The sequence below is a fragment of the Peptoniphilus equinus genome, from assembly GCF_027921445.1.
Lineage (GTDB): Bacteria > Bacillota > Clostridia > Tissierellales > Peptoniphilaceae > Peptoniphilus > Peptoniphilus equinus.
In genome coordinates this window covers 975,735-998,851 of the sequence record NZ_CP115667.1, presented here as the reverse complement: position 1 = coordinate 998,851, position 23,117 = coordinate 975,735, and the positions used below count along the sequence as shown (strand labels likewise).

Here is a 23,117-nt window from a genome sequence, read left to right as displayed (position 1 = left end):
ACTTTACTTGTGAAACTACATGAGAGGTGCGAAGATTCGAAAAATCTTTCCCAATATCCGGTCTTTTAACGGCAGTTTTTTATAGGCATAAAAACTCATTTCGTAACATGCTTCAAGGGTAGATGCAAAGTCGGATTTGATGGTTAGAGCAAGATCACGGTTTAAGGACAATACGCCATTTTCATAGTGGTGGTGAAAACTTCGATAGTCACAGTTAATCGTTCCAACAATACTGACTATATCATCTGAAAGCACCACTTTGGCGTGGACAAAACCTGGTCGGTACTGATAAATTTTTACACCGGCTTTGATTAAGTCCGGGTAGTAGGTTTGAGCTACAAGAAAAGGAATTCGTTTGTCGGGAATGTGAGGCATGATGATGCGCACATCAATACCTCGCTTTGCGGCAAGTTTTAACGCAAAGGACATATGGTCACTTAAGATGAGGTAAGGTGTCATAATGTAGACGTAATGCCGGGCGCGAGACAGTACATCGACAAAGATATTTTCTGCAACGGACTCCAAGTCGTTCGGGTCATCCGCAAATGGGACCACAAAGCTCTCTTGATCCGGCAGAGGTGCCGCTTCGGTGTAAAGACTGTACTCCTCAATAGGCTCCGGCAAGTTCCACAGCTGAAGAAAGGTCATGGTCAAAGATTGGACAGCGGGACCTTCCAAGCGCAGTCCCGTATCTTTCCAGTGGCCGAAGCGGTCTATAATATTGGCGTATTCATCAGCAAGGTTCACACCGCCGGTGTAGCCGATGGTGTTGTCTATGACGGTAATCTTACGGTGGTCTCTGTTGTTGAGCACCGTGTTTAAAAAAGCTGAAATAGGAGAGAACTCGTTGACTTTGACATGGGCGTCTTCCAAAGGTTTAAAAAAACCTACAGGAAGGTTGATGCTGTTAGTCCCGTCGTACATCAATTTGACATCCACACCAGCTTTGGCCTTTTCAATGAGGATGGCTTCAATACTGGACCACAGTTTGCCGGGGGAGATGATAAAATATTCCATCATGATAGACCGCTTCGCCCTTTGCAGATCGCTCAGCAAGTCGGCAAAATAGTCTTCACCGATGGCATAGTACTTGGTAGCGGTGCCGGTAAATGTGGGCGCAGACGCAAAGTCATTTAAGTACTGTGCCGTGTTGGCCCACTGTTTATCCGCCTGAATTAACCGGTCTTTTATGGCGCTGTCCTGCAAATTATACAGTTTGGATTCCAAGATGTTTTGCTCAAGTTTGTGGTGGACTGAGCGACGTCCGGGAATAAACTGGAGAAGCAGGTAGAGAAGTATGCCAAAGATGGGCATCACTGCCACGATAAGAATCCAGGCGAGTTTATACGTGGGATCGGCCTCGCGATTGATGACATAGATCATAAAAGCCGTGCTCAGAACTACCCATAGCGGCGAGGTAATGTAAAGAAGATGAGAGTACTTAAAGTACAGTACAATCAGTACCACGCTTTGAATGAGGATGGCAACCAAAGCAAAGATGGCCGGTTTGAACTTGTTATAATTATTTTTACTTTGTATGGAGAGTTCATTCTTGTTCATGAGCCTATTATATCAAACTTTGAAACCTTGTAAACAATGCTTAAAATAAGGTATTTAAAAAATCAAACGTTATGAGGGATACATTTACAGGTGTGTAGGAACCTATTTTTCTATGGCACTTACTTGGCCTTAGAGCGTCGCAGAATGACAGCCGACGCTTGAAGGACGTCGAACGACGCCATAAAAAAAGGAGCCGAAGCTCCCTTGTGTTTATAATTCTGTGGCGCTAAAGGTATCGCCGTCTTCTAATGTGCCGTACTCGTAACCTTTCATGAACCAACGCATACGTTGCTCGCTGGTGCCGTGGGTAAACGAGTCAGGTATAGAGCGGCCTATAGTTTGCTGTTGAATACGATCGTCACCTACAGCTGCCGCTGCATTCATAGCCTCCTGAATGTCGCCGGGCTCCAGATAGCCTTGTGCTTCGGCGAAGTGCGCGTAGACGCCGGCATAGTAATCCGCTTGAAGTTCGAGACGTACCATATATTGATTGAATTCCGTCTCGGACATTTGATCTTGTAATGCAAAGACTTGCTGCAGCGTGCCGATACGATTCTGAACGGCATGGCCTACTTCATGCGCCAGTACATAGGCCAAGGCAAAGTCTCCGGTAGCACCGTATTTGGTCTTCAAATCGTCATAGAAAGTGGTGTCTATGTAGACGACATCATCACCGGAGCAGTAGAAAGGTCCCATGTCTGAAGAGGCATAACCGCACGCAGACTGAACGCCGCCTTCATAGAGATGCAGTGTCGGCTTTTGGTACTCGGCACCATGTTCATTAAAAATTTTAGTCCAAACATCTTCTGTGTCGGCAAGGACAACGGATAGGAATTGGCCCCGCTCGTCCAATTGTGCCTGCTGTGCTTGTTGTGGCGGCCCTTGAGTACCACCGCTCATGAGATCCAAGGGGTTACGTCCCATGAGAAAGCTCAACAGCAAAAGTATAATAAAGCCAATGCCGCCTCCTACAGGCAGCATCCCGCCACGGCGGCTACCGCTCCCGGTTGTCACATTGCCGCTTGCACGACGTCCTCTCCACTTCATATTATTCCTCCAGATTAATTTTTATTTTTATATACCCAATTTAAAAAGCGAACTTAAAGATGAATGCCATAAAGTCCAAAGCAACATTTAACACTTTCGCAAGTTGCCAAAGAAAATAGGTGATAAATATTTAAAATGTGGTATACTTATAGAGTAAAACGATTTCAACTTGAGGAGGATGTTATGAAGGTATATAAAACAGATCAGGTACGCAATTTAGCTCTTGTTGGCCACTCGGGAAGCGGCAAAACCAATTTGACGGAAGCTATGCTGTTCCAAAGCGGTGCCACGCAAAAGCTTGGGAATGTTTCCGAAAAAAATACCGTTTCAGATTTTTCCAAAGAAGAAATGGAACGCGGCACTTCCATTGGAACCTCAATTATACCTGTTGAATGGAGAAACACTAAAGTTAATATCATAGATACCCCGGGTTATATGGATTTTGTCGGGGAAGCCTACGGTGCACTGCGTGCTTCGGAAGCGGCGCTGATGGTCATCGATGCGACAGCAGGCATTGAAGTCGGAACAGAACGGATGTGGAAATACACAGAAAAAATTGGATTGCCACGGATCATTTTCATCAACAAAATCGACGGTGAAAATGTCAACTTCCGTCGCTTAATGGAAGAATTGGAAGAAGCTTTCGGAAAGAAAGTCATTCCGTTCTCCGTACCTATTGGCGAAGGGGAAAACTTTATCGGCGTCACCGATGTCATCTATCAAAAAGGGTTCAAATATGACAAAGGTGCACCTTCTGAAACGGAACTTACTCACGATCAGATTAAAGCTACGGAAAGAATGTATGAAGAAATTGCAGAAGTTGTGGCTGAATCTGATGAAGTTTTAATGGATAAGTATTTCAGCGGTGAAAAATTCACTCGTGAAGATTTGCTTCGCGGTGTAACGACAGCCCTTTTGGAAGGGGATGCTGTACCGCTTCTCGTCGGGTCAGGAGAAAAGGGCATCGGCATTGACATTTTGCTTAACACCATCGTCAACTATATGCCGGCACCGGATGATGAGCGTGCGCATTTAGGTTTTCGCTATGTCAGCGGCGAGGAACGCACTGTCTCCACAGACGAGCCGTTTGCTGCCGGTGTTATCAAAACCATTGTCGATCCGTTTGTAGGTAAGATCAGTATCTTTAAAGTCATCTCCGGTAAGATCACCAAAGAGACACCGCTTTACAATTCTACGCGTGAGGAAGCTGAAAAACTTGGCGGTCTCTTTATCATGAAGGGCAAACAGCAGCTGGAAGTGTCTGAAATTTATGCCGGCGATATCGGAGCTACGACGAAACTGCAATTTACCGAAACAGGGGATACGCTCTGCGATAAGAATCATATTGTCACCTTCAAATCCACAAAGCTGCCGAAGCCGGTATTGTATTATGCTTTAGAAGCTAAGACGAAAGGTGATGAAGAAAAACTTTCCACTGCACTGCGTAAATTGCGTGAAGAAGATCCGTCCATTGTCATTGAACGCAATGCCGAGACGAAACAGCTTACCGTGGGCGGTCAAGGTAAGGTTCAACTGGATGTTATCTTGGAAAAACTTAAGAATACTTTTGGTGTGGAAGTCAATATTGTTCCTTTCATTATTCCTTATCGTGAAACTATTAAAGGCACGGCATCGGTACAAGGCAAACATAAGAAACAATCCGGTGGTGCAGGACAATACGGCGATGTATGGATCCGCTTTGAACCTTCCACAGAAGAATTTGAATTCGCTGAAGAAGTTTTTGGCGGCGCTGTACCAAAGAACTACTTCCCTGCGGTTGAGAAGGGCATCATCGAATCTAAAGAACACGGTGTCCTGGCAGGTTATCCTGTGACCAACTTCAAAGCGACACTCTATGATGGTTCCTACCACGATGTGGACTCCAACGAAGTTTCCTTTAAAATGGCTGCAAACCTGGCCTTCAAGAAAGGTATGGAAGAGGCTAAACCGATTCTTCTTGAGCCAATTATGAGTGTGGAAGTTATTGTACCGGATAACTATTTAGGCGATGTTATGGGTGACATGAACAAACGCCGTGGTCGGATTCTAGGCATGGATCAACAAGAGGGTGGCACGCAACTATTGATTGCAGAAGCACCTCAAGCTGAAATGTTTGAGTATTCGATTGATCTTCGCCAAATGACGCAAGGTCGCGGAACCTTTACGATGGAATTTGTTCGCTACGAAGAAGTGCCTGTACAAATTGCAGAAAGTGTCATTAAAGAAGCTAAAGCGAAGAAAGAACAGGCGAAGTAACGAAAAAAATGAATCGGCGAGCTATGAACATTTTGTACTATTCGTCCCTGTGTCCGGACACAATGCCTGCTGAATCCAAACTTGAAGCGGAAGGCGTGGTTTATGAGAAGCGTGACATTACTGCAAACCTCACCTATATGAAAGAGTTTCTGTCACTTCGGGATCGTGAACTTATTTTTGAAAAGGTGAAATCACAAGGTCAAATCGGCATACCGCTTCTTGTGACAGATACCGGCGAGTTAAGATTGAAATTTGAATAGAAAAAAGCTCCTCCTGATGGAGGAGCTTTTCTTGTAATTAAGCCGAAAACTTGACAAACAGTGCGATATTTACTATAATCAGTTAGAATTTTATCGTTAACGTGGGGCGGAGGACGCCTTATTTTTTATATAGGGAGAGAATAATTTTGGCAGAAAAAGACATATTTTTTACTGAAGAAGGCTTACAAAAAATTGAAAATGAAATCGAACACCTGAAAACTGTTCGACGCAAGGAAGTTGCAGAGCGGATCAAGGTTGCTTTGGGATATGGGGATTTGTCTGAAAATTCCGAATATGATGAAGCAAAAAACGAGCAAGCCTTGGTCGAAGAGCGGATTGCCAAGTTGGAAAATATGGTGCGCAATGCGAAAGTCATTTCCGAAGCGGATCTTAACGAAGATATTGTCAATGTCGGGTCTACAGTGAAAGTTAAAGATATGAAGACGCAAGAAGTGGATGAGTATACCATCGTAGGCTCAGCTGAAGCAGATCCTTTGGAAGGTAAGATTTCCAATGAGTCACCGGTAGGGGCCAAGCTTATCGGCCTTAAAGTAGGCGACACCGTGGAGGTGGATGTGCCTGCCGGACTCGTCAAGTTTGAAGTTTTAAATATTTCACTGTAATTGATAAAGGAGCAGTCATGGCAAACAACGAAGAGAAGAAGTTAAATGAAATGCTTCTTGCCCGTCGTGATAAGTTAAACGAGCTTAAGGACGCAGGTAAGGATCCATTTCAAGTATCCAGCTACAACGTGACACATCATTCCGAAACGATTAAAGCTGATTTTGAAACATTGGAAGAGCAGCCGGTGTCTGTCGCAGGACGTATTATGAGCAAGCGGCGTCACGGTAAGATTGCATTTTTGGACATTCAGGACGAGCAGGGTCGTATTCAAATTTTTGCAAGAAAAGACGTGTTGGAAGATAATTATGAAGATATGAAGAGCTACGATATCGGTGATATTATCGGCGTAGAAGGGCTTGTATTTAAAACGGACGCCGGGGAAGTCACTGTGCGTGCAACTGCAACGCTCCTCCTCAGCAAATCACTTACTATTTTACCGGAAAAGTGGCACGGTTTAAAAGATCCGGATTTGAGATATCGCCAACGCTATGTGGATCTTATTGTCAACCCGGAAATTAAAGACGTCTTTTTAAAACGTTCTAAAATTATCAAAACCATTCGTGCCTATTTGGACAATCGAGGCTACCTGGAAGTGGAAACACCAATTCTAGGTACTGTCGCCGGCGGGGCCAATGCCCGTCCGTTTATCACTCACCATAACACTCTGGACATGGATATGCAGCTTCGGATTGCCAATGAGCTGTTTTTAAAACGTCTTATCGTCGGCGGTTTTGACAAGGTCTATGAAATGGGCAAAATGTTTAGAAATGAAGGCATGGATACCCGTCACAATCCGGAGTTCACCAACATCGAGCTCTATGAAGCATATGCCGATTATCATACCATGATGACCATCACAGAAGAGATTTTTGAAGCCTGTGCGCTGGCGGTACACGATACCACAGTTGTGAACTATCAAGGCCGAGATATTGATCTTAAGGCCCCATGGCGTCGTGTCACCATGACAGATTTGGTGCGCGAAGTGACCGGGGTGGACTTTAACTCTATTGACACAGACGAACAGGCTCACGAGATTGCGAAAGCCAAAGGCATTGATGTCGAAGCAGGTTGGACGCGAGGCAAAATTTTGGCAGAATTCTTTGATGAGTTTTGTGAAGCGACATTAATTCAGCCAACTTTTGTTACCGGCTATCCTGTGGAAGTGTCACCTTTATCTAAGCGCAGTGCGGATGATCCGCGGCTGACCGATCGTTTTGAGGCTTTCATCAACGGTTGGGAATTTGCTAACGCTTTCTCGGAACTCAACGATCCTATTGACCAAAAAGAACGGTTTGAAGCACAACTTCGTGAAAAAGACGCCGGTGACGAAGAAGCTCATCCAATGGATACGGACTTTGTGAATGCTCTTGAAGTGGGATTGCCGCCGACAGGTGGTTTAGGTATCGGCGTTGATCGCATGATTATGCTGCTTACTGACCAGGCATCCATTCGCGATATTGTCTTCTTCCCAACGATGAAGCCGTTAGTAGATAAGGAACAACTGGTAAACTCTGAAAGCAAGTAAATTCAAGCTTTTTTGACTACAAGAATCATACAAAGTATAAAATTTATCAAAAAATACCAATGCCTTACCACAATTCGTTAAGGTGAGATTGGAATTGCACTAAAAAGGATAACGAGAGTTATCCTTTTTTTAGTGTGGAAAAAGAGAGGTGATACGTTGAACGCGTTTAAATTATTCACAACTATTTTGTCAGAAAAAATTAATAATGACAGATATTTAAGAGAGTTTAAAGCTTTCTTAAAGTCTCAGATACCAAAAGGACGTAAAGCCATTATTAAGCCTTGGAAAAAGTCCCTAAGTATGACATTGAATTATACATTAGCACGAGGTATGGACAACATTCCAAAAATTAGAGGATTGGACTACTGGAATTCAGGATAGAGAAAAATGCAAACGAGGTAAGCGATGAATAAAACTGCAAATTTTTACACAATGTACAACGAAGTCGATTACATTCGAAATACTTTTTACAAGTTTCCAAAGTGGCTAGACTATTTAAACTTAGCACCTACTGCTAAGTTAACCTATATGTATATTTTAGATCGTTATGAGATAAGTATACGAAATCGATGGGTTGACGATAATGGTAACATTTATTGTTATTTCAATCGTGATAGCCTTGCATCCAAAATGCAGGTGTCAGCAAAGACCATCACAAATAACTTGAAAATTTTAGAAAAAGAAAATCTTCTTTTATCTGTACAGCAGGGTCAAGGAAAGCCAAATAGAATTTACATTCTCCTACCTAGTGATGATTATCTTTTAACTTTATTAGAAAATTATCAAGATCAAGTGGTAGAGGATGATTTAGACAACTATGTAGATGACGATCTTTTGAAAGGTCCTCAAACCGTTGAAAATACTAAGAAGGGAAAAAATTACACATCTAGAAAGGTAAATATTTCCCCTCTAGAAGGGAAAAATCTTCCCCCTATCAATAACAATATAAACAAGACTGAGGTTATCAATAATCATTCTTTCTTTCCTAATGATTCTGAATCAAAGAATGAAGGAATGAATGATGAGGAATCTAAATTTAATAACCAATTGAAAAAAATTAAGAATCTCATTAATTATGATGATTTAGTCACTATCTATCCCCCTGATGTTGTTGGTGAATATTTTAGTATCATTGTTGATACGCTTACTTCGGCAAATTGTACGATCAAAATAAAAGGACAGGAAAAAAACATTGAAGTTGTCAAATCACAATTTTGGAAGCTAAACAGTGCTCGGGTCGAAGAAGCTATGAAACGTATCAAAGATAATCCGCAAAGGGTTTATGACACTACAGCCTACATCCGATCAGTTTTATACGACGTGACGTTATCCACAACCAACAAGTATGACCAAGAAGTCAATTATGATTTTAGACGGACTGAACCGGGGCAATTTAACAGAAAGAGGAAGTGATTGTATGGCGACAGATATGGGCATTCAGGAAGGGGTTAATCATCTTGCCATGGGTGTCACAAAGACAGGCTTGCGCGTGTTTGTGTTCTGCGCAAAACTATCAGGAACAGCTTTGTATTACGGGTTAAAAGACTTAGCCGACAAAGCCAAAGATTTAAAAGGCAATGTGATTACACAATCATACAAAGACGGTCAATTTCAATATCAAGAAGGATCCATACCAAAATTTAAAAACAATGAGTACGTGTTCGATAAATCCGATGAGGCTTTATTAAAAAAACACATGGACAAGTATGGTATCCAGTATCATATTGAAAATATTGATCAGGATACAAATAAAGTGGTTTTTCTTGCCAGAGACAAAGAAACCATGTTAAAGGCCGTGCGAGAGTATATTGCGGATAAAGATGTCCAGAAAAGTGCATCTTACGAGCCGTACAGGAAAAAGAAAGAGCGAGCTGAAGATAATTTAAATAAAACCTATGAGGCTCAGTCGAAAGATAAAGACAAAGTGCATAAACGAGAGAAAAATTTTGAGGCCGAGCGATGACGAAAATCATTGATGGCATTGTGCGAGATTTAAGGAGCTTAAAAAGCTCTTTTTTTTATACACTGCGCACTGTAGATAAGAAAAATCTCTTTATCCAATTTTTCCCCTATATTCTTATCTACTTGGTCTTGAATCGTTTTTTCTTTCTAGTCAGTGTTTTAGGATTTGCACAAGCACTGGCCAATTTCACCATGGTATTAACTTTTGATATTGTCTTATTTCCTATTTACAGCACAATGTGGCAGGCCTTCCTTGCGACGTTGGCAGTAGGATTCTTGGTGTATCAAAAAATAGCAAATTCCAAGAAATTTCGCAAAGGTGAAGAATATGGATCCGCTAAGTGGTCTACTCTAAAGGATATTGCACCGTACGTCAACAAAAACGATGATGAGGACAATATTCTTCTCACAAAAACGGAAAAAATTACCATGGAAGAGCGACTGCCTCAGGAAAAAATAAAGTATGGACGGAATAAAAACGTCTTGATCGTTGGCGGTTCCGGGTCAGGTAAAACTCGAGGGTATGTAAAACCAAATCTAATGCAAATGCATTCCAGCTATGTGGTCACAGATCCGAAAGGGACCGTGCTTGTCGAGTGTGGCAAAATGCTTGAAAAAGGCAAAATCGTTGTAAAAGACGTTAAAACAGAAAAAGGTGTTGTGAAGAAAAAAGTCCGAGAACGGTATAAAATCAAAGTTTTTAATACCATCAATTTTGAAAAATCCATGCACTATAATCCCTTAGCTTATGTGCATTCTGAAAAAGATATTTTAAAATTGGTGGATACATTGATGTTAAACACCAAAGGTGAGGGCAATCATTCAGGTGATGATTTTTGGACAAAAGCTGAAAAGCTTTTGTATAACGCCTTTATTGCCTACATTGTTTTTGAACTCAAAGAAGAGGACCGAAATTTTAATACCTTATTGGATATGCTTGAAAACGCAGATGCTAGAGAAGATGATGAAAATCATCTCAACGTTGTGGATATGATGTTTGCAGAACTTGCGGAAGAAAAGCCGGATTGTTTCGCTGTCAGCCAATATGAGGGATATAAAAAAGCTGCGGGAAAGACGGCAAAATCTATTCTTATTAGTTGTTCTGCGCGCCTTGCCCCTTTTTGCATCAAAGAATTGCGAGACATTATGTCTTATGACGATTTAGAGCTGGATAAAATTGGCGATAGAAAGACGGCTCTATTTATTATCGTTTCCGATACGGATGACACATTTAATTTTGTTGTCGCCATGCTTTATACCCAGTTATTTAATTTGCTGTGTGAGCGAGCAGATGATGTGTATAACGGTAAATTACCTGTGCATGTACGGTGTCTATTAGATGAATTTGCCAATATTGGCCAAATTCCTAAGTTTGAAAAACTCATTGCAACTATTCGTTCCAGACGGATTTCTGCAAATATTATTTTACAAGCGAATTCACAACTTAAAGACATATACAAGGATAAAGCCGGCACGATCATAGGTAATTGCGATATCACATTATTTTTAGGGGGAAAAGAAACGGAAACAGCCAAAGAACTGGAAGCAACACTGGGCAAAGAAACTATTGATTTGTTGAATACGAGTGAAAATCGTGGCGTCCAACGGTCAAGCGGATTGTCCTATCAGAAAACCGGTCGGTCGTTAATGAGTCAAGATGAAGTAGCTGTTATGGATGGTAACAAATGTATTTTACAAATACGAGGTGTACGTCCATTTTTTAGCGATAAGTACGATATAACGCAACATCCGCGTTATTCGATGTTATCTGATGCAGATGAAAAAAATATTTTTGATATCAAATCATATCTGAACAGTATGATGATACACAGTAAACATCAGCGTCTTCAACGGCAGATTAATACACGACATGCCATCGAAGACGTATGTGAAGCGAACAACATCCCTATGCAGTAGGGGATGTTTGGCAGTAAAAAACAAATGTAGAGGAGAAAATTATGGAGAACAGGAAAAATTTTATTCGCAAGACAGCTGTTACCTTAGCCTTAGCGCAAGTTATATCAGTCGGAACGCCATGGAATAGTATTGCCAATTTTTCAAAAATAGACAATAAAGTTTATGCGGCAAGTACCATGCATAAGTGGCGCAAGTTTAAGGTTAATCAAAAAACTGTACAAAAATATCGAGAAGTAACTTTCCCGGTAGAATTTGGGAAGAAATATGTTGAAAACGAAATGGTTTATACCAATACTCCTGAGGCATACATCGCATCGACTAAAAAATATACTTTTGATGAGAATACAGGAAAATTCCATGTAAATAAGGCAGATTTATACGAACCAAAATTAGAGGAAGCCTTAAACAATAAAACTATTCTTTCAAGCGCAGATACTTATGGAGGGTTTGTTATTCCCCAAGATTATTGGTCAGGCCTCAGATCTGCGAATTTAGATAATATGGTACTCGCTGATGGTTTTGATGATAGAGCATCGACACCGGAAGATGAAATAGTCATGGATTATATTTCCAATATAACCGTTGTTGACATGGGACCTACCAAACTAAAAGATGTGCCTTATCGCGGTCCTTTTATAGATCCAGGTCCTACAGGATCAATTTCTCCTAATGATACCGTTCGATATTATATAAAAATAGTTTCAAAAAAAGAAGCGGCGCCTTATAACGTTGTCGAAAAATCAAAAGGTGATTTTGTGGAAGATGTCACGTCTTCAAATGCATCCGCCTATCCACAATCAGGAGAACAAGATGGTTTTTGGTATGAATATGCTGGAAGCGAAGTTATACAAAATCAAGCCGACACCTTTACGCCACAGTTGACACCAATCAGTGTCCGAAAGGGCGACAGTGTAGATATTGTTAAGGCCATCACTAATGTGCCGGAAGATGCACAGGCTGAGGTTAAGACTGCTGTAGATACCGAGACGCCGGGTGAAAAGACAGGCGTGGTAACCATCACATTTGCCGACACATCCACGAAAGATATCAATGTGACCATTACCGTGACAGACTGGACAGCAATGGAGGAAATTGTACCGATCCAACCTATTGACGAAAAAGATATTGTGAAAGAAGAAATTAAGGTTGGCGGAACTATTGATCTTACCGATAATATTAAGAATTTGCCGGAAACTGCTCAAGTCAACGACGTAACATCACCATCAATTGACACGTCTAAATCGCAAGAGACCACGGGCACAGTTAAAATCACTTATGAAAACGGTTCAAGTATTATTGTTACGGTACCTGTATCCGTTATTAATCTTGAAGCCGACACCTTTACGCCACAATTGACACCAATCAGTGTCCGAAAGGGCGACGGTGTAGATATTATTAAGGCCATCACTAATGTGCCGGAAGATGCACAGGCTGAGGTTAAGACTACTGTAGATACTGAGACGCCAGGCGAAAAGACAGGCGTGGTAACCATCACTTTTTCCGATACTTCCACTAAAGATATCAATGTGACCGTTAACGTGACAGACTGGACAGCAATGGAGGAAATTGTACCAATTGAAAACATCATCGACACAATCAAAGAAGAAGTAGTAGCTAAAGGTGAAAATTATAACGTCACAGATAATATCGTGGCGGAGAACGCTAAAGCTTTCGAAGAGGTCGGGACAATAGATACCTCGAAAGCAGGTCAATATCTTGCAAAAGTGAAAGTTATTTTCAGTGATGGATCTTCGAGAGTCGTCAATGTCCCGGTGATTGTTTTAGAAAATACCGACGATCTTGAAGAACAAATCGCTGAACTTAAAAAACAAATTAATGACCTTCAAAAAGACTTAGAAGATGCTTATAACACTGCAAATGCAGAAAAAGAAGCGTTGGAAAAACAAATTGAAGAAAAAGAAAAAGAGTTGGAGGATTTAAAGACTAGTACCGATTTTGAAAAACAAGAACTTCAAGACATGATTAAAAGTCTTCAAGATAAAATTAAGTCCCTAGAAGACCAAATTGCAGAGCTAGAGGACGAAATTAATCAGTATAAAGAAATCCGTGATGCTTTGGAAATTGAAAAGCAATCATTAGAAGATGAAATTGATGATCTAAATGAGAGAATCAAAGAGCTTGAAGCAAGCGGTGGCGATAATGAAGAAATTATTGCTGAACTCCAAGCGAGAATTGAAGAGCTTGAAGTAGAAAATGCGATGAAACAAGATGAAATTGATAATTTAGAAAATCAAATTTTCAAGCTTGAAGATCAACTTCAAGATGCGCTCTACGAAAAAGAAGCGTTGGAAAATGAAATTGCTGATCTAGAAGAACAATTGAAATCTGCTGAAGATGACAATCAAGCTAAGGCAGAGCGAATTGCAGAGCTTGAAAGAGAAATTGAATTGCTTAAAGAACAAGCACAATCTGAAGATGACGCTAAGATTGACGAAATCCTCGCAAAAATCGAAGAACTGCAAAAACAACTCGATGAAGCTACTAAGGCCCGAGAAGAAGCTGAAACGGATACACCGCAAGAAGATCCTAATCAAGGTCTAAAAGACAAACTTGCAGATCTAATCGACGAGGCCGAGCGTGAAGTCAAACGAAATAAAGACATCACCAAAGATGATAAGCGTACCATAGAAGACGCTATCGACAATGGTAATGACACACTGACAGATCCTAATGCCGATCGTGGCGATTACCGTGATGCTATTCGAGACCTAGAAGACGCTTTGGAGGAAGCAAAAGACAATGCTAAGGCTGAGGTCGATAAAGATAAATTAAAAGATGCTATCCGAGATGCTGAAAAAATTGATCTGGACAAATTAAGTGACAGAGATAGTCGAAATATGAACGATGCGATTAAAGACGCTAAACAAGTTTATGATGCTAAAGATAGTACTCAGAAAGAAGTCGACAAAGCAACAGACAAGCTTAAAGATCTTATGAAGCGTCTGGACAAAAATTATCCTAACACTGCGTTGGATAAAACGAGTGACATTAATAAAATGTTAGCATCCGGTGATAAGTCTTTGAGTGATTTTATTGAACGTGTTCGGAATTTGCTTAAAGGGGATTTACTGACTAAGGAAACTATCAGTCATGATAAAGATTACACATCATTGAAATACGTCTTTATGATTGATTCTCCGAAATACGCCGAAGCAACAAACAAAGACACGTTAATTTATCAAATGGACGTTAGACCGTTCATTCAAAACAACAGAACCATGTTACCGCTTCGCTACGTGGCCTACACCTTGGGGGCTGATGTAACATGGAATGATAGCACAAGAACGGCAACTTTTACCAAAAATAATCTCACTGCGACAATTCAAATTGACCATCCAAACACTATCACAGTTAATGGACGGTATATTCAAATGGATGCACCAATTGTTATGAACAATGACCGGATCTTTGTATCCCTCACCAATATATCCCGTATCTTCAATATCAGCAATGGCGATGTATCTGACAGACGTGACGATGATATTGAATGGAATAGCAGTGATAATACAGCAACAATTTATATTGCTAGATAAAAAAATGCCTAGAGAAGGAGTAGCTCAAGCTACTCCTTTTTTAATAAAAATTAAGGAGGAGAACTTATGGAATTTTTTACCAGTGCAGTTGATCAGTTAAAAATCCTTGTCACAGCTCTTGGAGCAGGATTGGGTGCGTGGGGTGTTATCAACCTGTTAGAAGGTTATGGTAACGATAATCCGGGCGCTAAATCTCAAGGGATCAAGCAATTAATGGCCGGCGGAGGGGTTGTACTTATCGCACAAAATCTCATTCCGCTACTGAGCAATGTTTTTCAATAACAACAAATTAAGAAGGAGAGGGCTATACTCCTCTCCTTTTTGATTTTTAAGGTGGGGTGGTTTTATTAATTTACTGGATAAAATTATGCAACCCATGTCTAATTGGGCTATTAACAACATTACGGAAAGCGTCTCACACATGGCAGATACGATTAATCACGAGATCGGCCAAGTTGGTGATATAGTCAGTCAGACACCGGACGGATACAACAATGAAATTTTTAACATGGCGAAGAATATTAATACTGATATCGTCGTGCCCATTGCGGTTATTGTCATCACCTTTATCGCTATTTATTCATTGATGAATCTGGTCATGGAGCGAAATAATCTGCATGATATCGATACGTTCGTATTTTTTAAATGGATCATTGTAACCTACGTTTCAATTTGGTTTGTAACGAACAGTTTTGATATTGTTATGGCCATATTCAAAATATGTCAAAATATGATAGCAGGTGTCACGAACATTAGCGACGCTACAATTGATACTGTCGCCTATGCAGATACGTTAAAAGAAAGTTTAAAAGATAAAAGTTGGTTTTCTTTGGCTATTTTGTCAGGGTTTATCTCAATGGCATCTTTTATTTTCCAAGGTATCGGAATTCTGGTATGGGTTATCGCGGTAGGGCGTATGGTGGAAATATATTTTACCATTGCAGTAGCATCCTTACCGCTTGCAACAATGACGAATCATCGTTATTCCAACGTCGGAGACAGCTACATTAAACAGGTTATTGCATTAGGCTTACAAGGCCTTTTTTTGATTATGGCTATAGCATTTTATTCCATATTAGTTCAAAACATTGATATGGGCGGTGAAAATATATTTTTAGTTATGGCTAAAATTATAGGTTATGGTCTTTTACTCGTTATGGTTATGCTCAGAACAAAGAGTGTTGCGCGCTCAATCGTCGGAGCTTAGGAGGATTTTATGGCATATGTACAAGTACCTCGAGATTTATCCAAGTTTGAGTCTAAAGTGGCTTTTAATTTAACGAAGCGACAAATTATATGTTTTGGTGTTGGAGGTATTTTAGGTTTTGCGTTTTATACGACTTTTAAACCGATCATACCTATTAATCTATTGACGACCTTTATGTTTATACTTATAGCACCATTTTTTATCATGGGAGTGTTTAAAAAGGACGGCATGCCGTTCGAAAAGTATATGTATATCATTATTCGCCAAAAATATTTGCGACCGCATATTCGGCGATATAAGTCCGTCAATCTTTATCACGTTATAGACAACATTCAGTATCCTATAGCGTCCAATAAACGAAAGAAGGTGAAAAAATAACGTGAATCAAATTCAAAAGAAGCAACAAAAAAAGTTGAGTCAGGTCATTAATAGATCTAAGAAGATGAAGAAGGAATTTACTAAAAATTCTGCGACATATCGTCCTAACAAGAAAAGATTAGGTTTTCTAAATTTTCTAAAAAAAGAAAACAATGATATTCATACGGCGCAAGATACCATACCGTATCAAAATATGTTTAAGGATGGTATTTGTCAGGTGACAGACCGATACTTCACTAAGACAGTTAAATTTGAAGATATTAACTATCGTCTAGCGCAACAAGAAGATCAACGACGCATTTTTGAATCCTACTGCGAATTTTTAAATTATTTTGATCCGTCTATAAATTTTCAGTTTACATTTTTAAATCAGACAGGATATGCCGATACAATGATTGACAGCATCAACATTGAGTCACGTCATGATGATTTTGAAGATATTCGGCAGGAATATTCCGGGATGCTTAAAAATCAGTTGGCCAAAGGGAATAATGGTCTGATTAAGAATAAGTATATTACCTTTGGAATTGAAGCGGATTCGCTCAAGGTGGCTATCCCACGACTGGAACGCATAGAAAGTGATATTTTAAACAATTTTAAGATACTTGGCGTACGTGCTCGTTCGTTAAGTGGGTCAGAACGTTTAAACCTCATTCATTCCATTACACATATGGATACAAAAGAGAAAACTGTTTTTGACTGGGATATGGTCAAAAAAGGTGGTATGACCACTAAAGATTTCATTGCTCCGACCTCTTTCAATTTTAAAAATTCTAAGTATTTTAAGATGGGTAGCACCTACGGCGCTGTTTCTTTTTTGCTTTTAGTATCTCCGGAACTTTCAGACAGTATGCTCGCGGAAATTTTAGATATTGAAGACGATATTATTGTATCGTTTCATATTAAGTCCATGGATCAAAGGGAAGCTATTAAGAATGTTAAGCGAAAACTTACAGACTTGGACAAAATGAAAATTGAAGAACAAAAAAAGGCTGTACGAAGCGGTTATGATATGGATATCATTCCTTCTGACCTTGCAAATTTTGGAGAAGAAGCAAAGACGTTACTGAATGAATTACAGGGACGGAATGAACGATTTTTTATTGTTTCATTTCAAATAACTAACTTTGCATCCAAGCGGCAAAAACTTGAGAATATTGCATTCCAAATTTCAGGGATTATCCAAAAATATAACTGTTCTATGCGTCGTATGGATTATCAACAGGAACAAGGCTTTGTATCATCTTTGCCGTTGGCATTAAATCAGGTGGATCTAGACAGAGGGTTGACTACATCATGCGTTGCGATCAATGTTCCATTTACAACACAAGAACTGTTTGATCCGGGAGGATTATATTATGGTTTGAATGCTATCAGTAATAATATGATTATGATAGATAGAAACAAATTAAAGAATCCTAATGGATTAATTCTAGGGACCCCCGGCTCCGGGAAATCTTTTAGCGCAAAACGTGAAATGACGAATGCATTTTTAATTACAAATGACGACATTATTATTTGCGATCCGGAAGCTGAGTATTATCCTCTAGTCAAAACGTTAAATGGTCAGGTAGTCAAAGTATCTCCAACGTCTAAAGATCACATCAATCCTTTAGATATCAATCTAAACTATGCTGATGGTGATGATCCTATTATGCTCAAAGCTCAATTCGTCATATCGCTCTTAGAGCTTGTCGTGGGTGGAACTCAAGGCCTACAGCCAGTGGAACTTACCATCATCGACCGCTGTACCCGGGCTATTTACCAACGGTATATTCAAAATCCTATCCCGGAAAATATTCCTATTTTGCAAGATTTGTACAACGAATTACTGAATCAAGACGAACAGGAAGCGCATCGTATTGCGACAGCATTAGAAATTTATGTTACAGGTTCCCTAAAAGTATTTAATAACCCGACCAACGTTGATATTAATAACAGAATTGTTTGTTATGACATCAAAGAATTAGGCAATCAATTAAAAAAATTAGGCATGCTAATTATTCAGGATCAGGTATGGAATCGTGTATCCATGAACAGAAACCAGTCGAAAAAGACAAGATTTTATATCGATGAGTGTCACCTTCTGCTCAAAGAAAAACAAACGGCCGAATATTTCGTTGAAATTTGGAAGCGTTTTAGGAAATGGGGTGGAATTCCTACAGGACTTACGCAAAATGTTAAAGATCTTTTATTGTCGAAAGAAATTACTAACATTATGGAAAATTCAGATTTTGTGTACATGTTAAATCAGGCTTCAGACGACAGAGATATTCTAGCTAAGCGGTTAAATATTTCCAAAGACCAACTTTCTTATGTGACAAACTCTGGGGAAGGCGAAGGTCTTTTGTATTTTGGGAATGTTATTGTTCCATTTATTGATAAATTTCCAAAAGACACGAAGCTTTACAATCTAATGACAACTAAGCCTGAAGAGATCAGACGAAGAGATGCCATAAAGCAAAATACATCATTATAAATTGTTGTAAGGGGGTGAAATATTGAAACAGTCCTACCACAACAAGAACACCAACCACGCCAAGGTCGATAAGGCGACTATGGAGAAAAATAAGCATGATTATCAGTATACACATCATAATGGGAGAGAGGATAATTTTTCAAAAAAACAACAGGAAGCAAACTCCCAAGCTTACCTAGATAAGAATGAATGGTCTAAAAAAGAGTATGAGGTTCGCCGGCAGTATTATAACAGAGATTCTGATAGTGATGGCGTTATTGATACGTCCGATTTTCACCCTTATGATTCTAGTATTCAAGAAGCTCATGAGTTACAACGTGGTGAACATGGTGAACGTCAAAGAAAGTACGCTGAAGATTTAAGGAAAGAGGAAAATAAAAAAGCGGAAGAGAATAAAACCGCTTATGAACGCCAACAGGAGGAAGCGAGACGCAAAGAAGACGAACTTCGCAGACAAGAAACATCTGATTATGGATCTCAAGTCTATACCTCTACGCCGATGCGACCCACTTACTATGGACTGACACGCGATGAGGACACAAACATTTCATCTTTAAAACAGCATTCTAATGATACGCTCCCTCAGGATGCGAACAGTTTCACATCAGAAGCACGCGTCGTTAATCTTAAAGATAGATCGGATCGTTATAAACAGACTAAAGCGACTATAAAGCAAGCTAAGGATACTAGTTATACTGACGCACGAAGGGGTGAACAATCACAGAAACGAAATTCACAAAAAGAAAAATACAGGCATAAACAGGCAAAAAAGTATCACGATGCCGAGGTGAAGGCAGAAAAAGAGCAAGCTGAACTTGAGAACCTTCAGTCGTCGTATGACCGACAAAAAGAAGAAGCAGAAAAAAAACGCCAACAGCTTGATCAGCAGTCTCTCGGTTTCTATGATAAGATTCTTTCGACAGAAACCAACAATGTATGGCGCAACAATAATTTTAAAACGTGGGATATTACTCAAGAAGTAACATCCTTGGCAGGCACAGCAAAGATAGAAAATCGAGTTGTTAACCTTAAAGATCGAACTAAACGATTTAAAAAATCGAAGGGGATCTTAAAACAAGGTAAAGACAGCTCATTTTTATTTTTAAGAGATCAATCAGCGGTTAAGGCAAAACGAAGTAAGAAAATTCAAAGGCGCATGATCCGTGACCATCGACATAGTGATGAGCTACATGATGATTATGAACGGCGACAACGCTACTATAATCGTGATTCTGATAGTGATGGCGTTATTGATACGTCCGATTTTCACCCTTATGATTCTAGTATTCAAGAAGCCTTTGAACTAGATAAAAACCAACAGAAATTCAAGACAGAGTCAGACAATTCATCTCTGGTAGTAAAAAAAGAGTCAAACTTAAAAAATAAACAGGCTCAACAGTTCAACAAAGATCATGAGTTTTCAGACAAACTTCAGGAGCAGAACAAGAGTAGTAAAAACAAACGTGGTATCCGATTGCCTACAGATCAGTTATTGTATGGGGTGCAACGAAAATTTGAAACACTAGAGCGTCTCAATGGCGATGAGAATGTAGGTGTTGAGACAACGGCCAAGACCGGCAAAAATACAACAAAAGCCATTCGTAAAATACGGCAGAAGAGGAAAATTCATAAAGAGTTACGAGCTCTTAAAGAGGCTCAAAAAGAAGCTAAAGCACAAGACAATGCATCGAAAATTAAATTTTCAGGTGGTGCACCAAAAGGAACCTATAAAACAGACAAACAAAGTTTTATCGGCAAGATTAAACACAATTATGAGCGCAATAAATCTTTTCGCCTAGAGCGTAAGCGGATTTTACAACGAAATCCGACGCGGCTTAGAGAGCGAGTTGTTAATACCATTGACAATTTGAATGCAGATAGAAATATTGGTGTTGATACGGCTATTAAGCCTATTCACCGCATTCAACAAGCGAAACAATCTACGAGAAAAGCTAAATCACTGAACAAATTTTACCAAAAACAGAAGAATAAAGCTTTAGCGCGGCACAAAAAAGGTGTAGGAAATGATATTAAAAGTACGCTTTTTGAGCGATTTAAGCGCTTTGTAACGCCAATCCCGTTACAAGAGTCTTCAGTAGGGAAAATTGTAGTCATTATGGTGATATTGATTTGCTTAATGGTGTTTTTATTTGTCTCGTGTACGGCAACTTTTACGTCGCTTGCAGGGTATATTGCTTCAACGTCGTATGTGGCATCGTTTCAGGATGTGACCAAAGCAGATAAGTTTTATAGCAAACTTGAAGCTGATCTGGCGTATGAACAAGAAAATATAGAGAGTGTCTATCCCGGATACGATGAATATCGCGTCACTAAAGGGCAAATTGGTCACGATCCGCATTTGCTCATCGCGTATCTTACCGTGAAATATGGTGATTTCAAAACTGAAGACGTTGAAGGAGAACTTCGAGAGATATTTAAATGGCACTATCAATATCAAGTTACCAAAAAAACTGAAACACGATATCGTCGTGTTCGAGTGCGTGGCCAAATAGTTAACCAACCTTATCAGGTGCGAATTCTTGAAGCAACACTCTTTGTGAATGACCTTGAAACCGTGCTAAAAAATCGTCTTGGTGGCAGTGGAATCAGTGGAGGTACAGCATTAAGTCCGGAACAAATTGAAGCATTTGGCGGATTTGTGAATCCTTTAGGTAAATCCAACTACCGCGTATCATCGAATTATGGTTACCGCGTGCATCCCATTTTAGGAACAAGAAAATTCCATGAAGGAATTGATCTAGCAGAGCCTTCAGGTACGCCGGTTTATGCAGTTATGGGAGGCACAATTGTAAACGCTAAATGGACAGGTACCTATGGCAATGCAATATATATTGACCATGGGAATGGCGTTCAAACACGTTATGCACATTTATCATCATTAAACGTTAAGGTAGGGCAAATTGTGGCGCCGGGTGATTATATAGGCGGTGTAGGCTCAACAGGGCAATCCACAGGACCTCACTTGCATTTTGAAGTGCGAATTAATGGGAAAACCACCGATCCGCTACCCTATTTAAAAGGTACGGAGAAAGCACCTGTAAGTGGTGAAAGTGTGACGCCAAGCAATCCGGAAGGATCATCTGAACCGGATGTGATTGAAGAAACGCAAGCTGAAGCGATTGAACGATTTGATATCTACATGGAAAGCAAAGGCAACTTCATGTTTTATGAATCGCCATTCGGTAATGACGATTGGAAACCAAAGATTAAAAAAATGTTCGGTTATGTCTACAATCCTGAAACGCGGCAAGTCGAGACACAAAATACCCTCGATTTGCAAGGTGGAAGCAAAGTATATGCTGTAAGTGACGGGGAGATAACATCTTCCGGCAACTCGGCGACCATCACCGATGAAACGAATTGGACTATCACCTATATAGGTGTCAACACATCAAAAGCCGGACATGTTAAAGTCGGAGAGGAACTTGGCTTAAGTAGTGATGTATTAAAAATTGAAATCCGTGATGAAAATGGCGAGTTAATCAATCCGTATTTTCATTTGTATTCTGAGTCACGGCTCGGCAGTAATAGTTTTACCAATCCCGAGTTGGGTTCGTATGATTTCGCAACGGCTTGGGGTCAAGGTGGAGAGATGCCGCAAGAGGCAACGCCTATTAATGATTTATTTGAGGCCACAGCCTATACTTCAAACCCTAGCGAAAATGGCGGATATACCATAACAGCCATGGGAACACCGTTGCAACGTGGTGTCATTGCCGTAGATCCTAATGTGATTCCGTTGGGTTCTAAAATTTGGGTGGAAGGTTATGGTGTAGGACGTGCGGAAGATACCGGCGGAGCTATCAAAGGACGACGGTTGGATCTATTGATGGATTCCACGGAAGAAGCGAATCAGTGGGGACGGCGTATGGTCAGGGTAGCGATGTTGCCGGACAATTATCAACCGGAGCCTAATATATCTGTCAAAGGACAAGCTATATTGAACGAGGCGCAAAAGTGGTTAGGCACGCCATATGTCTATGGCGCAAAGAACATCACCAAAGGCGGTATTGACTGTTCCGGTTTTGTCTGTTGGGTTTATAACAACAGCGGATGGGGCGGACGTAAGATAAATACTGGTTCTCACGGACTTTACGATATGTCGCAGAAAATTTCAGCACAAGAAGCAAAACCCGGCGATTTAGTGTTTTTCAAACATACATTTAAAGATGCTTCACATCCATGGGGATCTGTGACACATGTAGGCATATACATGGGCAATGGCAAGATGATTCATGCAGGAAATCCTGTAAATATTACGTCCATAGATTCAAGCTACTGGCAAGGAAAATTTGTCGGCTTTGGGCGTATCAACTAACTAGGAGGG

15 protein-coding genes are annotated in these 23,117 nt (G+C 40.2%); 13 read left to right on the top strand and 2 right to left on the bottom strand.

Annotation, left to right across the window (positions count from 1 at the left end):
- Positions 1–15 precede the first annotated feature (15 nt).
- Together cls and ypfJ are read right to left on the bottom strand one after the other, a co-directional pair.
- Positions 16–1,560 (bottom strand): cardiolipin synthase, encoded by a 1,545-nt coding sequence (gene cls / locus O6R05_RS04810; protein WP_271190865.1) that lies wholly within the window; start codon positions 1,558–1,560, stop codon positions 16–18.
- A gap of 210 nt (positions 1,561–1,770) precedes the next feature.
- Entirely contained in the window at positions 1,771–2,607 is an 837-nt protein-coding gene (gene ypfJ, locus O6R05_RS04805) for a KPN_02809 family neutral zinc metallopeptidase (RefSeq protein ID WP_271190864.1), read from the bottom strand.
- Positions 2,608–2,790: 183 nt separating this feature from the next.
- On the opposite strand from ypfJ, the gene fusA reads away from it, so the two are divergent.
- The 13 genes from fusA to O6R05_RS04740 all read left to right on the top strand — a co-directional run bounded on the left by fusA (position 2,791) and on the right by O6R05_RS04740 (position 23,108).
- Positions 2,791–4,863: an elongation factor G gene (gene fusA / locus O6R05_RS04800; protein ID WP_271190863.1), complete on the top strand. Its 2,073-nt coding sequence runs from the start codon at positions 2,791–2,793 to the stop codon at positions 4,861–4,863.
- A gap of 23 nt (positions 4,864–4,886) precedes the next feature.
- Positions 4,887–5,123 (top strand): glutaredoxin, encoded by a 237-nt coding sequence (locus O6R05_RS04795; protein ID WP_271190862.1) that lies wholly within the window; start codon positions 4,887–4,889, stop codon positions 5,121–5,123.
- A 146-nt stretch (positions 5,124–5,269) separates the two neighbouring features.
- Positions 5,270–5,746, top strand: a complete 477-nt coding sequence (gene greA / locus O6R05_RS04790) for a transcription elongation factor GreA (RefSeq protein ID WP_271190861.1) — start codon at positions 5,270–5,272, stop codon at positions 5,744–5,746.
- A gap of 17 nt (positions 5,747–5,763) precedes the next feature.
- On the top strand, positions 5,764–7,272 hold the full coding sequence (gene lysS, locus O6R05_RS04785) for a lysine--tRNA ligase (RefSeq protein ID WP_271190860.1): 1,509 nt from the start codon (positions 5,764–5,766) through the stop codon (positions 7,270–7,272).
- Between the two features lie 405 nt (positions 7,273–7,677).
- A complete protein-coding gene (locus tag O6R05_RS04780; protein ID WP_271190859.1) occupies positions 7,678–8,685 on the top strand; it encodes a replication initiator protein A in 1,008 nt (335 codons plus the stop codon).
- Positions 8,636–9,235: a hypothetical protein gene (locus O6R05_RS04775; RefSeq protein ID WP_271192315.1), complete on the top strand. Its 600-nt coding sequence runs from the start codon at positions 8,636–8,638 to the stop codon at positions 9,233–9,235. The genes O6R05_RS04780 and O6R05_RS04775 overlap by 50 nt, the downstream gene beginning before the upstream one ends.
- Entirely contained in the window at positions 9,232–11,151 is a 1,920-nt protein-coding gene (locus O6R05_RS04770) for a VirD4-like conjugal transfer protein, CD1115 family (RefSeq protein WP_271190858.1), read from the top strand. The genes O6R05_RS04775 and O6R05_RS04770 overlap by 4 nt, the downstream gene beginning before the upstream one ends.
- 41 nt (positions 11,152–11,192) lie before the next feature.
- Positions 11,193–14,705 carry a Rib/alpha-like domain-containing protein gene (locus O6R05_RS04765; protein ID WP_271190857.1) on the top strand — a complete coding sequence of 1,171 codons (3,513 nt, stop codon included), beginning with the start codon at positions 11,193–11,195 and terminating at the stop codon, positions 14,703–14,705.
- A gap of 66 nt (positions 14,706–14,771) precedes the next feature.
- Positions 14,772–14,987 carry a Maff2 family mobile element protein gene (locus tag O6R05_RS04760; protein WP_271190856.1) on the top strand — a complete coding sequence of 72 codons (216 nt, stop codon included), beginning with the start codon at positions 14,772–14,774 and terminating at the stop codon, positions 14,985–14,987.
- 85 nt (positions 14,988–15,072) lie between these two features.
- On the top strand, positions 15,073–15,912 hold the full coding sequence (locus O6R05_RS04755; protein WP_271190855.1) for a VirB6/TrbL-like conjugal transfer protein, CD1112 family: 840 nt from the start codon (positions 15,073–15,075) through the stop codon (positions 15,910–15,912).
- A gap of 9 nt (positions 15,913–15,921) precedes the next feature.
- A complete protein-coding gene (locus tag O6R05_RS04750; RefSeq protein WP_271190854.1) occupies positions 15,922–16,290 on the top strand; it encodes a PrgI family protein in 369 nt (122 codons plus the stop codon).
- A 1-nt stretch (position 16,291) separates the two neighbouring features.
- The gene (locus tag O6R05_RS04745) at positions 16,292–18,769 is read left to right on the top strand and encodes a VirB4-like conjugal transfer ATPase, CD1110 family (protein ID WP_271190853.1); all 2,478 of its coding nucleotides are present in this window, start codon (positions 16,292–16,294) and stop codon (positions 18,767–18,769) included.
- A 22-nt stretch (positions 18,770–18,791) separates the two neighbouring features.
- The gene (locus O6R05_RS04740; RefSeq protein ID WP_271190852.1) at positions 18,792–23,108 is read left to right on the top strand and encodes a CD1108 family mobile element protein; all 4,317 of its coding nucleotides are present in this window, start codon (positions 18,792–18,794) and stop codon (positions 23,106–23,108) included.
- Positions 23,109–23,117: the final 9 nt, after the last annotated feature.

Excerpts from the sequence above, each read along its gene's own strand:
- O6R05_RS04775 (WP_271192315.1), top strand. The coding sequence starts at position 8,636 with ATGATTTTAGACGGACTGAACCGGGGCAATTTAACAGAAAGAGGAAGT.
- O6R05_RS04765 (WP_271190857.1), top strand. The coding sequence starts at position 11,193 with ATGGAGAACAGGAAAAATTTTATTCGCAAGACAGCTGTTACCTTAGCC.
- O6R05_RS04770 (WP_271190858.1), top strand. The coding sequence starts at position 9,232 with ATGACGAAAATCATTGATGGCATTGTGCGAGATTTAAGGAGCTTAAAA.
- O6R05_RS04760 (WP_271190856.1), top strand. The coding sequence starts at position 14,772 with ATGGAATTTTTTACCAGTGCAGTTGATCAGTTAAAAATCCTTGTCACA.
- O6R05_RS04750 (WP_271190854.1), top strand. The coding sequence starts at position 15,922 with ATGGCATATGTACAAGTACCTCGAGATTTATCCAAGTTTGAGTCTAAA.
- O6R05_RS04795 (WP_271190862.1), top strand. The coding sequence starts at position 4,887 with ATGAACATTTTGTACTATTCGTCCCTGTGTCCGGACACAATGCCTGCT.
- cls (WP_271190865.1), bottom strand. The coding sequence starts at position 1,560 with ATGAACAAGAATGAACTCTCCATACAAAGTAAAAATAATTATAACAAG.
- fusA (WP_271190863.1), top strand. The coding sequence starts at position 2,791 with ATGAAGGTATATAAAACAGATCAGGTACGCAATTTAGCTCTTGTTGGC.
- O6R05_RS04755 (WP_271190855.1), top strand. The coding sequence starts at position 15,073 with ATGCAACCCATGTCTAATTGGGCTATTAACAACATTACGGAAAGCGTC.
- ypfJ (WP_271190864.1), bottom strand. The coding sequence starts at position 2,607 with ATGAAGTGGAGAGGACGTCGTGCAAGCGGCAATGTGACAACCGGGAGC.
- lysS (WP_271190860.1), top strand. The coding sequence starts at position 5,764 with ATGGCAAACAACGAAGAGAAGAAGTTAAATGAAATGCTTCTTGCCCGT.
- O6R05_RS04780 (WP_271190859.1), top strand. The coding sequence starts at position 7,678 with ATGAATAAAACTGCAAATTTTTACACAATGTACAACGAAGTCGATTAC.